This window comes from Senegalia massiliensis, from assembly GCF_900626135.1.
Classification (GTDB): domain Bacteria; phylum Bacillota; class Clostridia; order Tissierellales; family SIT17; genus Anaeromonas; species Anaeromonas massiliensis.
This window is the reverse complement of sequence record NZ_LR130786.1, coordinates 306,630-320,732: the sequence shown is the minus strand read 5'-3', so window position 1 is coordinate 320,732 and position 14,103 is coordinate 306,630. Positions and strand designations below refer to the sequence as shown.

The following is a 14,103-nucleotide window of genomic DNA, read 5'->3' as shown; positions in this document are numbered from 1 at the left end:
ATTGAATAATAAATTTACGAATATTAAATTTGAAAAATGCGTTAGTATGAAGGAACATACATACTTTAAGATTGGAGGTCCAGCCGATATAGTAGCATATCCAAATAATATAGAACAAGTTCAAGAATTAATTAAATTTTGTAATGAAAATAATATTGAATTTTTTGTACTTGGTAATGGGACTAATCTTTTAGTTAGAGATAAGGGAATAAGGGGCCTTGTAATAAAAATAGATGATAATTTAAATGATATAAAAGTAGATGGAAATAGAATAATAGCACAAGCTGGTGCAAAGGTATCAAGAGTTTCCAAGGAAGCTCTTAAACATTCACTTACAGGATTAGAAGGTGCTAGTGGCATACCTGGTTCTATAGGAGGAGGAGTTACTATGAATGCAGGTGCATATGGAACAGAATTAAAAGATGTTATAACTAATGTGAAATGTGTTGATGAATATGGAAATATTAAAAATTATAATAAAGATGAGATGCATTTTGGGTATAGACATTCTAGAATACATGAGGAAAAACTTATTGTTGTAGAAGTGGAAATGATATTTAAAGAAGGCGAATATGACAAAATAAAAGCAGAAATGGATGATTATACTCAAAGAAGGAACTCTAAACAACCTCTAGAACTTCCTAGTGCAGGAAGTACATTTAAAAGACCAGAAGGTGATTATGCTGGAAGACTTATAGATGTATCAGGACTTCGTGGTATAAGATATAAAGATGCTCAAGTATCTGAAAAGCATTGTGGATTTGTTGTGAATAGGGGTAATGCTACATGTGAGGATATACTAAATTTAATAAAAGTAGTACAAAAAACAGTAAAAGATAAACATGGAATATTACTAGAAAGAGAAGTTTTAATTGTAGGGGAAGAATAGGAGTGATATTATATGGAATTTGTTATAGTTACTGGATTATCTGGAGCTGGTAAAAGTCAAGCTATTAAAGTGATGGAGGATTTAGGATTTTATTGTATGGATAATTTACCACCTTCTTTACTTCCTAAATTTGCTGAATTATGTTATCAAACAGTTAACCATGTGAAAAAAGTTGCTCTTGTAGTTGATATAAGAGGTGGAGAGTTTTTTGATGATTTATTTGATAATTTATCAAAGCTAAAAGATTATGGATATAATTATAAAATAATGTTTTTAGATGCAGAAGATGATGTACTAATAAAAAGATATAAAGAACATCGAAGACCACATCCCCTTTCTCCAAATGGACAAATTACTATAGGTATTGAAAAAGAACGAAAAATATTAGAAAATATTAGAACAAAATCTGACTATTTAATAGATACTACAAATTTGTCTATTAAAAATCTTCAAGAAAAAATTAAAAAGATATTTATGGAAGGTGAAAAGAAAGATAATTTTAATATATCTGTTATATCATTTGGATTTAAACATGGAATACCACTTGATTCAGATTTAGTATTTGATGTAAGGTTTTTACCTAATCCACATTATATAGATGAACTTAGAGATTTTACTGGAAATAATAAAGATGTAAGAAATTATGTGATGAATTACTCTCAATCTAAAGAATTTCTAAAAAAATTAATTGATATGACTACTTTCTTAATACCTTATTATGCAAAAGAAGGCAAATCCCAATTGGTAATAGCTATAGGATGTACTGGTGGAAAACATAGATCCGTAACTATTGCAAATGAATTATATAGATATTTAAAAAACAATAATTATAAAACTATAATTAATCATAGAGATAGTGAAATAGAGTAGTAGATAAAATTATGAAAAAAAAATATAGTGTAAAATCTGGAATAAAAAGATGGATTCTTCTTTGCATAATAGGAGTAATATTATTATCATTTGGAATATCTCCAATATATAAATATATAGATTTAATAATAAGTAATAATTACATGTATATAATCATGGTCGTGTTTGGAGTTGTAATTACATTTTTTGCTCTTAGAAATGTACTTACAATAATTTTGACTATAGTAAATCAGCATAAATATGAAGTTGATATAAGTAGAAATTCAGTTACAGGAATGTTAAACAAGAAAAAAGTATTAGATAAAGGACCAAGGGTTGTAATTTTAGGTGGCGGTACAGGATTATCTGTATTATTAAGAGGACTTAAAAATCATACATCTAATATAACGGCTGTAGTCACAGTTGCAGATGATGGAGGAGGATCTGGTGTTTTACGTTCCGATTTAGGAATGCTTCCACCAGGTGATATTAGAAGTTGTATATTAGCACTTGCAGATACAGAACCTACTATGGAAAAACTCATTCAATACAGATTTACTGAAGGTAATTTGAAAGGACAAAGTTTTGGTAACCTATTTATAGCAGCAATGAATGGTATATATGATAACTTTGAACTTGCAATAAAAGAAATGTCAAATGTTTTAGCAGTATCGGGAAAAGTTCTTCCGATGACATTAGAAGATGTAACATTGTTTGCTAAACTTGAAAACGGAAAAATTGTAAAGGGAGAATCTAATATACCTCTTATTAATGGGAAAGTAAATAGTAAAATAGATTCTGTATTTTTAAAACCTGAAGAAACATTTCCACTTGATGAAACAATAGAAGAGATAAAAAGAGCAGACATAATATTACTTGGACCAGGAAGTCTATATACTAGTGTAATACCTAATTTAATGGTTAAAGGTATAGTTGAGGAATTAGAGAAATCTAGTGCAGATAAAGTATACATTACAAATGTAATGACCCAACCTGGAGAAACAGATAAATTTTCAGTAAAAGATCATGTATCTGCTATATTGAAACATTCTAGTAAAGATATAATAGACCATGTAATAGTAAATAATGAAAAATTACCTTTGGAGATATTTGAAAAATACTCATTTGATGGCTCAGAGCCTGTATTGTTATCAAATGAAGATAAAAAATTTCTAAAGGATAATAATATTAATATTATAGAAGATAATTTAATAGATATAAAAAATGAATATATTAGACATGATGCAATTGAACTCAGTCGAATAATAGTAGAGCTTGTTCCTAAGTATAAGTCTAAGATTTTAAACTTTTTAATATCAAAAAGGGATATTAGTAAGAACTAATATCCCTTTTTGATATTTTTTTACTATATATTTAAAAAAAGAAGGATTTTCTTAATATTTGTATAATATTATATATAATAGAGAAAAAGGTGGGATAGCATGAGTAGCACGACTAGGAGTATATTTAAATATACAAATGAAAAATATAACAAGTCTATAAAAGAGCACAAAGATATTTTAAATATAATATCTCCTTATATAGAATTGTTAATTATCAATCAACAAAGTGATGATATAAGTATAAATTTTTTTGATAAAAATTGTTACTTATTAAAACAGTGGGGCTCTAAAGAACATTTAAATGAATTAGATTATAGTAATTTAGTAGAAGGTGTATGTTGGCAAAACAAATTTATGGGAATTAATTCTACAGGTGAAGTTTTCTCGAATAGTGAGGATTCTATAATTAATAATAATAAATATATAGAGATATCTGTACCACTAAATGATAAGAAAGATAATTTATTAGCTATTTTAACTATTATTTTGATTAATAAAAAAGAAAGTTTTAAATATCACGAATCTTTATTACATATAAAAAGCAGCTTAGAAAAACACTTAAGAAGCAAAAATAAAATAGAATATTCCGAATTTTTAAAACAAAAAGTTCAAAAAAGAGAAAAATTATTTATGGCTGTTATGGAAAATTTCAACATGGCCTTAATGATAGTTAGTTATCCTAGTTTGAAGATACAATATATTAATACTCCATCAATTAATTTAATTGATGGAGTTACAGGAGTAGATATTAAGAGAGATGATTTATATGGAGTATCACTTTATGACATAGAAAAATCACAGAGATATGATGTAATCAATCATACTATAGATAATATTAGAGAGAAGAATTTTGAAACATTGAGTAAGTCTGAATTTCATTTTCAAAATGGAACTAAAAAAATCATGAAATTTTCAAGTATACCTATATATGATGAAGATGAAAATATAAAATCCGTAGTAATAACAGGAATGGATATAACAGAGGAATCAGAATTTTTAAATACGAAAAATAAATTTTTTTCATTGATTTCTCATGAACTTAGATCACCTGCAAATATTATAATTTCAGCAAGTCAATTGCTACTTACTGATAAATATAAAAAACTATTGAATGGAAATGTTATAAGTCATATTGAAATGTTGAAAATTAATTCATATAGATTACTTAGACTTATAAATAATTTTTTAGATATAGAAAAGTTTCAAGCTGGATTTTTAGAATTAGATATGAAAAATTATGATATAGTTCATTGCACAGAAGAACTTACGAACTCTATAATAGATTTAACTGATAGTAAAGGTATAAAAGTTATATTTGATACTGAATTTGAGGAGAAAATAGTAGCCTTAGATATAGATAAATATGAAAGAATAATACTGAACTTATTATCAAATGCTACTAAATTTACTCCTGAGGGAGGACAAATATTAGTAAATTTATATGAAAATCAAGAACATTTAGTAGTATCAGTAAAAGATACTGGTGTAGGAATAAAAAAAGAAAATATTCCTAAAATTTTTAATAAATTTAATAGTATAAAATATAATTTACCTAGAGTAGATAGCGGAACAGGTTTAGGACTTAATTTAGTTAAAAATCTTATGGAAAAGATGAATGGAGTAATAAAAGTAGATAGTATTTTAGGAAAAGGGACAGAGTTTAAACTATTTTTTCCAAATATAAAATTGGAAGATGAAGAATTAGAATATGTAAAACGTACTCAAAAAGAAATAGAGCAAATAACAAATATAGAATTTTCTGATATTAAATAAAGGATTTTTAATATTTTTATCGAATATTAAAAAATAGGTGATATTATAAAAAGGAGGTTATTTAAATGTATGAAAAAATGGCAGAACCATATAAAATTAAAATGGTTGAACCAATAAAACTTATATCTAAAGAAGAAAGAGAGGAAAAAATTAAAGGCGTAGGATATAATCAGTTTGGACTTAGAAGTGAAGATATATTTATAGATTTACTTACTGATAGTGGAACAGGTTCTATGAGTGATAACCAATGGTCAGGTCTTATGATAGGTGATGAATCATATGCAGGAAGTAGAAATTATTATAACTTAAAAGAAACTATAAAAGATGTAATAGGGTATAATTACTTTGTACCCACACATCAAGGCAGAGGTGCGGAAAACGTTCTCTTTCCCTTACTGATTGAAAAAGGACAATATGTATTAGGCAATATGCATTTTGATACTACAAAAGCTCATATAGAATTAAAAGGTGGTAGAGCTGTTAATCTGGTAATAGATGAGGCATATGATACAGCTATAGAACATCCCTTTAAAGGGAATTTTGATATAGAAAAATTAGAACAATTCATAGAGCAAAATGGAAAAGAAAATTGTGCATTTATAATAATTACAGTGACTTGTAATAGCGCAGGAGGTCAACCAGTATCTATAGAAAATATAAAGAGAGTTAAAGAAGTAGCAGATAAGTATGGATTAAAAATAATTTTTGATTCAGCACGTTTTGCTGAAAATGCATATTTTATAAAGAAAAGAGAAAAAGGTTATGAAGATAAATCTATAAAAGAAATAATAAAAGAGATGTTCTCATATGGTGAAGGACTTACTATGAGTGCTAAGAAAGATGGAATAGTTAATATGGGTGGGATGATAGCTATAAAAGATGATGATAAGCTATTTGAAAGTGTTAGACAAAATGTAATTCCAATAGAAGGTTTTCCTACCTATGGAGGTTTGTCTGGTAGAGATATGGAAGCTTTATCTAGAGGTTTACGTGAAGTGATAGAAGAAGATTATTTAACTTCTAGAATAGGTCAAGTTGAATATTTGGGAAGAGAATTAGAAAAAATAGGAATACCAATACAAAAACCAGTAGGAGGTCATGCAGTATTTGTAGATGCTAAAAAGATGTTACCACATATACCATATTATGAATTTCCTGCACAGTCTTTATGCGTAGAATTATATAAAGAGGCTGGTATACGAGCAGTAGAAATTGGTTCATTTTTATTAGGAAGAGATCCAGATACAGGGGAACAATTAGAGTCTCCTTTAGAATTATTAAGGCTTACTATACCAAGAAGAGTATATACAAATAATCATATGGATGTTATTGTAGAGGCATTTAAAAATATAAATAAAAGAAAGACACAATTAAAAGGCTATACTTTTAGTTATGAGCCAAAAGTATTAAGACATTTTATAGCTAAATTAAAGCCAATAGAATAAATATAAAATAGAGATGCAATTGCATCTCTATTTATTTTCTAAGTAAAGTATTCCTAGTTTTATTGTGTTTATAAGTGAATCTATATGACATCTTTCATGAGCATGAGAACTATCCACACCAGGTCCTATTAGACCTGCTCTTATTTCCCATCCTGCTCTTAATGCTGCAGAAGCATCAGAACCATAGTGAGGGTAAATATCAAGAGCATAATTTAAATTATTTTCCTTAGAAATATTAACTAGTTTATTTTTAAGTTCATAATCATAAGGTCCACTTGAGTCTTTTGGACATATTGTAACTTTATATTCACTAGATGATTGTCCTTCACCTACAGCAGCCATATCTATAGCAATGAACTCACATGTTTTTTCAGGAATTGATGCAGATGAACCGTGTCCTACTTCTTCATAATTACTTACAAAGAAATTAGTAGTATATTTAAGAGTTATATTATTATCTTTTATATATTTTGCTATTGAAAGTAATATAGCAACTCCAGCTTTATCATCTAAATGTCTTGATTTAACAAAATTAGTATCTGTAATTACAGTTCTAGTATCAAAACATACAAAATCACCTATAGATATTCCTAATTTTTCAACATCTTCCTTTGAATTCACTTTTTCATCTAGTCTAACTTCTATTGAATTTTCATCCCTATCACTTTTATCAGTTTTACTTCCATGAACATGAACAGAAGCTTTATCTAACACTACTGTTCCATCATATTCTTTTTCTTCTGATGTAATTAGTTTAACATATTCACCTTCAATAGAATGCCAATCATAACCTCCAATTTGAGAAAGTTTAAGTCTTCCATTTGACTTTATTTCTTTAACCATAGCACCTAAAGTATCTACATGGGCAGATAAAGTCCTATGTTCTTCATCATTCTCACCTTTAATAGTTGCAATTAGAGCTCCTTTTTTTGTAATTAGAGTGTTAATACCTAATTTATTAAATTCATTTTCTACATGATTAATTATATTTTTTGTATAACCTGTAGGGCTAGGGGTTATTAATAAATCTTTTAAGACGTTTTTTGAATAATTTAAATCAATTTTCATATTTACACCTCTTTTTTAAGAATTTTTTGACTATAATACTATTGTATAATATAATTATTATTTAATTCAACTATTTTTAATTTTAATAATTATGATATAATATATTAAAGTTTTATTTTGAATTTAATATACTTCTCTTGACTATATTTGTAGAGGAGAGTGGTTATATGAAATGTGAAACTAGCTCAGGAGGCGTAGTTATTTTTAACAATGCAATATTGTTGTTAAAAAAGTATAATGGAGATTGGGTATTACCTAAAGGTAGGGTAGAAGAGAATGAAAATTTATCACAAGCTGCAATTCGAGAAGTTTATGAAGAAGGTAGTGTACATGCTGAGATAGTTAAATATATTGATAAAATTAGTTATAGTTTTAGAAATAATAGAAACTCAAATAATGAATTAGTCAAGAAAACAGTTCATTGGTTTTTAATGAAAACAAATAGTATGGAGTGCTATCCTCAAAAAAGAGAAGGTTTTATTGAAGCTAGATTTGTTCATATAGATAGAGTGGCTGAACTTGCTAAATATGAAGATGAACAAGAAGTAATTAAAAAAGCCATAAATGAAATAAACAATGATTAGGGGGATGGAAATGTCATTTTCATCTAAAACAAAGAATAGATTATCAAGATTAGATATAGAAAATACTTGTTGTGCTAGGGCAGAGCTGGCATCACTTATAAGAATGAGCGGAACAATTCAACTAACTGGAAGGGGAAATATAAACATAAAATTTTCTACTGAAAACGCTGCCATAGCTAGAAGGATTTTTTCATTAATTAAAAAACTTTATAATTCACAGATAGAGGTCATGGTAAGAAAGAATAAGCAATTGAAAAAAAATAATAACTATTTAATGATAATTCATGATTCAAAAAGTGTAAATGATATTTTAAAAGATACTGGTTTATTTGATAAAGATAAGAATAAGTTATTAGATATTAGTTATAAGGTTCCAAAGGATATAATCAGAAAAAAATGTTGTAAAAGATCATATATTAGAGGTGCTTTTTTAGGTGGAGGGTCTTTAAGTGATCCTGAAAAAACTTATCATTTAGAATTTGTTACTCATAATAAAGAATTTGCAAAGGATTTATCTAGTATAATAAATTCATTTGATTTAAATTCAAAAATAGTAGTTAGAAAAGACTATTATGTAGTATATATAAAAGAAGGAGAACAAATAGTAGATTTATTAAATATTATAGAAGCACATAATTCATTGTTAGAACTAGAGAATATACGAGTTGTAAAAGGAATAAGAAATAATATAAATAGATTAGTAAATTGTGAAACAGCAAATTTAAGTAAAACTATAAATGCTGCAATTAGACAAGTAGAAAATATAAAATATATAGAAAATACAATAGGTATAGAAAAGTTACCTATTAATCTACAAGAATTAGCTAATTTAAGATTATATTATAAAGAAGCAAGTTTAAAGGAATTAGGAAATATGTTAAGTACACCTTTAGGCAAGTCTGGTGTTAATCATAGATTAAGAAAAATAGAAAAGATCGCTCAAAATTTAAAACAGAAAGAGAGGAACTGAAATGGAAGTAAAAGTAGTCGTGGTAAAGAATAAAATAGGATTACATGCAAGACCGGCTGCATTATTTGTTCAAACAGCAAGTAAGTTTTTAAGTAAAATATATGTTGAAAAAAAGGGAAGAAAAGTTAATGCTAAAAGCATAATGGGTATAATGGCTCTTGGAGTATGTCAAGGAGATGAAATAAAATTATATGCTCAAGGAGAAGATGAAAAAAGAGCAATAGAAGAATTAGAAGATCTATTGTTAAATAAATTAGAACAAGAATATGTTTAGATATATAAATAAAAAATATGATAAAATAAAGTAGATAGTTATATACTATCTATTTTTTAATATTAATGAAGGTGGTTATAATGAATAAATTTACTCATTTACATCTCCATACAGAATATAGCCTTTTAGATGGAGCTTCTAGACTAGATAAATTAATGGATAGAGTGGAACAACTGGGTATGGATAGCGTAGCTATAACTGATCATGGAGTAATGTATGGTGTCGTTGATTTTTATAAAAAAGCTAAAAAAAGAGACATAAAACCTATAATTGGTTGTGAAGTATATATATCTAAAGGAGATTACAGAAGAAAAGATCGAGACAAAGACAAGAGTCAATATCATCTTGTTCTTCTTGCAGAAAATAATACTGGATATAGAAACTTAATTAAAATTGTATCAGAAGGATTTGTGAATGGGTTTTATTATAAACCTAGAGTAGATTTTGAAATCCTAAAAAAATATAAAGAAGGAATTATAGTTTTAAGTGGTTGTCTTGGTGGTGAGCTTCAGAGAAATTTGATAAATGGAAACTACGATAAAGCTGTGGAAATAGCAAAACAATATAGAGATACATTTGGTAAAGATAATTATTTCTTAGAAATACAAGATCATGGTATTAAAGAGCAAAAATTAGTAAATCAAAGTATGTTTAAATTAAGCGAAGAGTTAGGGATAGAATTAGTTGCAACAAATGATGTGCATTATATTGAAAAGAAAGATTCTAAATTTCATGATGTATTATTATGTATTCAAACTGGTAAAACTATAGATGAAGAAAATAGAATGAAATTTCCTTCATCAGAATTTTATCTTAAATCATATGAAGAAATGTCAGAGGTTTTTCCCGAACATTTACAAGCATTGGAAAACACAGTTAAAATAGCAGAAAGGTGTAATGTTGAATTAGATTTTGAAACACTTCATTTACCTGAATTTGAGGTTCCTAAAGGGCATACAAATGAATCCTATTTTGAAAAATTATGTTATGAAGGATTACAAAAAAGATATGATAACATAACTGATGAAATAAATAATAGACTAGAATATGAAATGAAAGTTATTAAGGATATGGGATATGTTGACTACTTTTTAATTGTATGGGATTTCATTAGATATGCTAAAGAAAACAATATCATGGTGGGGCCAGGAAGAGGTTCTGCAGCAGGAAGTTTAGTTAGTTATACTCTTGGAATAATAGATATAGACCCTATTAAATATAATTTAATATTTGAAAGATTTTTAAATCCTGAAAGGGTTACTATGCCAGATATAGATATTGACTTTTGCTATGAAAGAAGAGAAGAAGTTATTGATTATGTAGTAAGGAAATATGGAGATAGCAGAGTAGCTCAAATAGTAACATTTGGAACTATGGCTGCACGTGGTGCTATTAGGGATGTAGGTAGAGCACTTGACATATCATATTCAGAAGTGGATTATATAGCAAAACAAATACCTATGGAATTAGGTATAACTATTGACAAAGCCTTAGAAATGAATAAACAATTAAAAGAGACTTATAATAGTGATAGAAAAGTAAAAAAACTTATTGATACAGCAAAAGATGTTGAGGGAATGCCAAGACATACTTCTACTCATGCTGCTGGTGTAGTAATTTCTAAAAAAGCAGTAACAGAATATGTACCCCTTTCTAGAAATAATGATTCTATTATTACTCAGTTTACAATGACAGAACTTGAAGAGCTAGGTCTTCTCAAAATGGATTTTTTAGGTCTTCGCAATCTTACTGTAATAAGAGATGCTAAAGATTTGATAAAAAAGATCCATAATAAAAATATAGACTTTAGTAACTCTAATTATGATGATAAAGATGTTTATAGGATGTTTCAAAAAGGAAATACTTTAGGAGTATTTCAATTTGAGAGTGCTGGAATGAGACAATTTTTAAAAGAATTAAAGCCAACTGAGTTTGAAAATATTGTAGCAGCAAATTCTCTATTTAGACCAGGTCCAATGAGACAAATTCCTAGGTATATAGAGAATAAAACACATCCAGAAAAAATTGAATATACTCATCCAATATTAGAATCAATACTTAAAGTAACCTATGGATGTATGGTATATCAAGAACAGGTAATGCAAATTGTTAGAGATGTAGGCGGTTACTCTATGGGGAGATCAGATATTGTTCGCCGAGCTATGGGTAAAAAGAAAATGGATGTAATGGAAAGAGAAAGACAAAATTTTATCTATGGAAAAAAAGATGAGAATGGTAATATTGAAATAAAAGGTGCGATTAGAAATGGAGTAGATGAAAAATCGGCTAATAAAATATATGATGAAATGATAGATTTTGCTAAATATGCATTTAATAAATCACATTCTGCAGCTTATGCAGTCTTAGCTTATGAAACAGCTTGGCTTAAATATTATTACCCTGTAGAATTTATGGCAGCATTACTTACAAGTGTAATGGGAAGTACTAATAGTGTATCATTATATATTCAAGAAAGTAAAAGATTAGGAATAGAAGTATTACCTCCAGATATAAATGAGAGTTTTTCAAACTTTACAGTAACAAAAGGAAAAGTTAGATTTGGACTAGAAGCAGTAAAAAATGTTGGGAAACCTTTGATAGAATCTATAGTAAATGCACGCAAAAAAGAAGGAAAATTCATTTCACTTACAGATTTTTGTGGCAGAGTTGATTCCCATTCTTTAAACAAAAGAGCTATAGAAAGTCTTATAAAAGCAGGGGCATTTGATTCAATAAAAGGGAGTAGAGCTCAACTTTTAGCTGTATATGAAAAGGTACTTGAAGGAGTTCAACAAGATAAAAAGAAAAACATAAAAGGACAATATAATATGTTTTCAAATTCAAGTTCAAAAGATCAAAATGAAATAAAGAGAGATTTGTTACCTAATATAAAAGAATTTCCGGAGAAAACATTATTATCAATGGAGAAAGAAATGATGGGAATATATGTTAGTGGACATCCTCTTTCATCTTATGAAGAAACTTTAAATAATATATCAACTTTGAGTACAGCAGAACTTTTAGAATTAGATGGTAGTAGTGGAAAAAATGAAAAACAAATAAAAATTGGTGGTATAATAATTTCAAAGAAAAATAAAATAACAAAAAACAATAATATGATGGCATTTGCAACTTTAGAGGATTTATTTGGTACAATAGAACTTATAATATTCCCTAAGGTTTATGATAGATATCAAAAGTTTATAGAAGAAGATAAAATAGTAAAAGTAGAAGGTAAACTTAATATTGAAGACGAAGGAGAAGTAAAAATAATTTGTAGTTCTATAACACCACTTAAGAAAAGTAAAAATGAAAAATTGTACCTTAAAATCTCAAAAGATAAAGACAATGATATATTAAATGACATTAAAAAAATATTATCTTATTATAGAGGTGAAACTCCAGTGTATGTTTATTTTGAAAAAGATAAAAAAACTGTGAGAGCAACAAGTGAGTTTTGGGTAAATATTAATAATAAAGGATTAGTAGAGAAATTAAAGAGCATATTAGGGGAAAATTCAATTAAATTGAAATGATTATATAAATTCAAACTTCAAATAGAATTAAAATTCTATTTGAAGTTTGATACATCCTTTATTATAAAAAAATTTATGGTATAATAACAAAGTAGAATATAAAAACGTGTTTTTGGAGGTAAATCATGTGGACAGCAGTTCATATAATTGAAGGTGAGAAAACAGCTATTGAATTAAAAGAAAAGCTTATTCAAGAAGGATTTTTAATAAAGCTAAAGTTATTTGTAAAGGATGGAGATATAGAAAATTATCAAATAATGACACCTGAATTTGAAGCAAATGATGTTTACAATGCAATAATTGATTTAGGATATTGAAAAATAAAATGAAATAAAATTTATTAATTTTTATCTGTAATGGGACGAATTTTGTCCATAATGGTTAAAAAGTAAGGAGGATGAATATGAAAACAATAGGAGTTTTAACAAGTGGAGGAGATGCTCCAGGAATGAATGCAGCAATAAGGGCTGTAGTAAGGACTGCTATATATAATGGAGTTCGAGTATTAGGTATAGAACAAGGATATAATGGTCTAATAAACGGTAATATTAAAGAAATGCAATTGTCAAGCGTTGCAGATATTATTCACAGAGGTGGGACTAAACTTAGAACTGCTCGCTCAGAAGAATTTAAAACAGAAGAGGGTAGAAAAAAAGCATTGAATGTTTTAGAAGTGTTTGGTATTGATGGATTAATAGTCATAGGAGGAGATGGCTCATTTAGAGGTGCTCAAAAATTGAATGAGTTAGGTCTTCCTACAGTTGGAATACCAGGAACTATTGATAATGACTTAGGTTATACTGATTATACAATTGGATTTGATACTGCAGTAAACACAGTTTTAGATGCTGTTAGTAAAATTAGAGATACTTCTACATCACATGGAAGAGCTAATATTATTGAAGTTATGGGTAGACATTGTGGAGATATAGCATTATATTCTGGACTTGCAGGAGGTGCTGAATCTATTATAGTGCCAGAAGTTGGTTATGAGGTTGATAATGTTTGTAAAAAACTATTACAAGGGAAAAATAGAGGAAAGCTACATAGCATCATAATGATAGCTGAAGGAGTAGGTAATGCAAATCAATTAGGAGAAGAAATTGAAGAAAAAACAGGAATAGAAACTAGAGTGACAATTTTAGGTCATATTCAAAGAGGTGGAAGTCCAACAGCTAGAGATAGAATACTTGCAAGTCAAATGGGAGCTGAAGCAGTTAATTTACTTTTAGCAGGTGAAACTTGTAAGGTTGTGGGTATAAAAGATAATAAGATAATGAGTATGAATACTGATGAGGCATTAGGATATGAGCGTGATTTAGATCAAGAAATGTATAAGTTAACTAAAATATTGTCTATTTAATATGAGGAG

12 protein-coding genes are annotated in these 14,103 nt (G+C 27.7%); 11 read left to right on the top strand and 1 reads right to left on the bottom strand.

All coding sequences use genetic code 11. From position 1 onward, the window contains the following. Window position 1: 1 nt before the first annotated feature. The 5 genes from murB (at window position 2) to E0D94_RS11415 (ending at window position 6,299) form a co-directional block, all read left to right on the top strand. Window positions 2-889 (top strand): UDP-N-acetylmuramate dehydrogenase, encoded by an 888-nt coding sequence (gene murB, locus E0D94_RS11435; RefSeq protein WP_207289761.1) that lies wholly within the window; start codon window positions 2-4, stop codon window positions 887-889. Between the two features lie 12 nt (window positions 890-901). Further along, window positions 902-1,759: an RNase adapter RapZ gene (rapZ, locus tag E0D94_RS11430; protein ID WP_130807695.1), complete on the top strand. Its 858-nt coding sequence runs from the start codon at window positions 902-904 to the stop codon at window positions 1,757-1,759. 11 nt (window positions 1,760-1,770) lie between these two features. Then, on the top strand, window positions 1,771-3,081 hold the full coding sequence (locus tag E0D94_RS11425; RefSeq protein WP_130807694.1) for a gluconeogenesis factor YvcK family protein: 1,311 nt from the start codon (window positions 1,771-1,773) through the stop codon (window positions 3,079-3,081). Window positions 3,082-3,180: 99 nt separating this feature from the next. Then, a complete protein-coding gene (locus E0D94_RS11420; protein WP_130807693.1) occupies window positions 3,181-4,854 on the top strand; it encodes a sensor histidine kinase in 1,674 nt (557 codons plus the stop codon). Between the two features lie 65 nt (window positions 4,855-4,919). After that, on the top strand, window positions 4,920-6,299 hold the full coding sequence (locus E0D94_RS11415; RefSeq protein WP_130807692.1) for a tryptophanase: 1,380 nt from the start codon (window positions 4,920-4,922) through the stop codon (window positions 6,297-6,299). Between the two features lie 27 nt (window positions 6,300-6,326). On the opposite strand, the gene E0D94_RS11410 is transcribed toward E0D94_RS11415, so the two are convergent. Then, entirely contained in the window at window positions 6,327-7,367 is a 1,041-nt protein-coding gene (locus tag E0D94_RS11410) for a M42 family metallopeptidase (protein WP_130807691.1), read from the bottom strand. A 167-nt stretch (window positions 7,368-7,534) separates the two neighbouring features. On the opposite strand from E0D94_RS11410, the gene E0D94_RS11405 reads away from it, so the two are divergent. The 6 genes from E0D94_RS11405 to pfkA all read left to right on the top strand — a co-directional run bounded on the left by E0D94_RS11405 (window position 7,535) and on the right by pfkA (window position 14,094). Continuing rightward, window positions 7,535-7,951 carry an NUDIX hydrolase gene (locus E0D94_RS11405; protein WP_130807690.1) on the top strand — a complete coding sequence of 139 codons (417 nt, stop codon included), beginning with the start codon at window positions 7,535-7,537 and terminating at the stop codon, window positions 7,949-7,951. Window positions 7,952-7,961: 10 nt separating this feature from the next. After that, the gene (gene whiA / locus E0D94_RS11400) at window positions 7,962-8,921 is read left to right on the top strand and encodes a DNA-binding protein WhiA (protein ID WP_130807689.1); all 960 of its coding nucleotides are present in this window, start codon (window positions 7,962-7,964) and stop codon (window positions 8,919-8,921) included. A gap of 1 nt (window position 8,922) precedes the next feature. Further along, the gene (locus tag E0D94_RS11395) at window positions 8,923-9,195 is read left to right on the top strand and encodes an HPr family phosphocarrier protein (protein WP_130807688.1); all 273 of its coding nucleotides are present in this window, start codon (window positions 8,923-8,925) and stop codon (window positions 9,193-9,195) included. A gap of 80 nt (window positions 9,196-9,275) precedes the next feature. Next, complete coding sequence (locus tag E0D94_RS11390) at window positions 9,276-12,731, top strand: DNA polymerase III subunit alpha (RefSeq protein WP_130807687.1); 3,456 nt, start codon at window positions 9,276-9,278, stop codon at window positions 12,729-12,731. A 125-nt stretch (window positions 12,732-12,856) separates the two neighbouring features. Beyond that, window positions 12,857-13,048 (top strand): hypothetical protein, encoded by a 192-nt coding sequence (locus tag E0D94_RS11385; protein WP_130807686.1) that lies wholly within the window; start codon window positions 12,857-12,859, stop codon window positions 13,046-13,048. Between the two features lie 86 nt (window positions 13,049-13,134). Continuing rightward, the gene (gene pfkA / locus E0D94_RS11380) at window positions 13,135-14,094 is read left to right on the top strand and encodes a 6-phosphofructokinase (protein ID WP_130807685.1); all 960 of its coding nucleotides are present in this window, start codon (window positions 13,135-13,137) and stop codon (window positions 14,092-14,094) included. Window positions 14,095-14,103 lie beyond the last annotated feature (9 nt).

What these genes read in the sequence shown, in the direction of transcription:
- E0D94_RS11390 (WP_130807687.1), top strand. Translation starts at nt 9,276, where the DNA reads ATGAATAAATTTACTCATTTACATCTCCATACAGAATATAGCCTTTTA.
- rapZ (WP_130807695.1), top strand. Translation starts at nt 902, where the DNA reads ATGGAATTTGTTATAGTTACTGGATTATCTGGAGCTGGTAAAAGTCAA.
- E0D94_RS11395 (WP_130807688.1), top strand. Translation starts at nt 8,923, where the DNA reads ATGGAAGTAAAAGTAGTCGTGGTAAAGAATAAAATAGGATTACATGCA.
- E0D94_RS11420 (WP_130807693.1), top strand. Translation starts at nt 3,181, where the DNA reads ATGAGTAGCACGACTAGGAGTATATTTAAATATACAAATGAAAAATAT.
- pfkA (WP_130807685.1), top strand. Translation starts at nt 13,135, where the DNA reads ATGAAAACAATAGGAGTTTTAACAAGTGGAGGAGATGCTCCAGGAATG.
- E0D94_RS11425 (WP_130807694.1), top strand. Translation starts at nt 1,771, where the DNA reads ATGAAAAAAAAATATAGTGTAAAATCTGGAATAAAAAGATGGATTCTT.
- whiA (WP_130807689.1), top strand. Translation starts at nt 7,962, where the DNA reads ATGTCATTTTCATCTAAAACAAAGAATAGATTATCAAGATTAGATATA.
- E0D94_RS11405 (WP_130807690.1), top strand. Translation starts at nt 7,535, where the DNA reads ATGAAATGTGAAACTAGCTCAGGAGGCGTAGTTATTTTTAACAATGCA.
- E0D94_RS11385 (WP_130807686.1), top strand. Translation starts at nt 12,857, where the DNA reads ATGTGGACAGCAGTTCATATAATTGAAGGTGAGAAAACAGCTATTGAA.
- E0D94_RS11410 (WP_130807691.1), bottom strand. Translation starts at nt 7,367, where the DNA reads ATGAAAATTGATTTAAATTATTCAAAAAACGTCTTAAAAGATTTATTA.
- E0D94_RS11415 (WP_130807692.1), top strand. Translation starts at nt 4,920, where the DNA reads ATGTATGAAAAAATGGCAGAACCATATAAAATTAAAATGGTTGAACCA.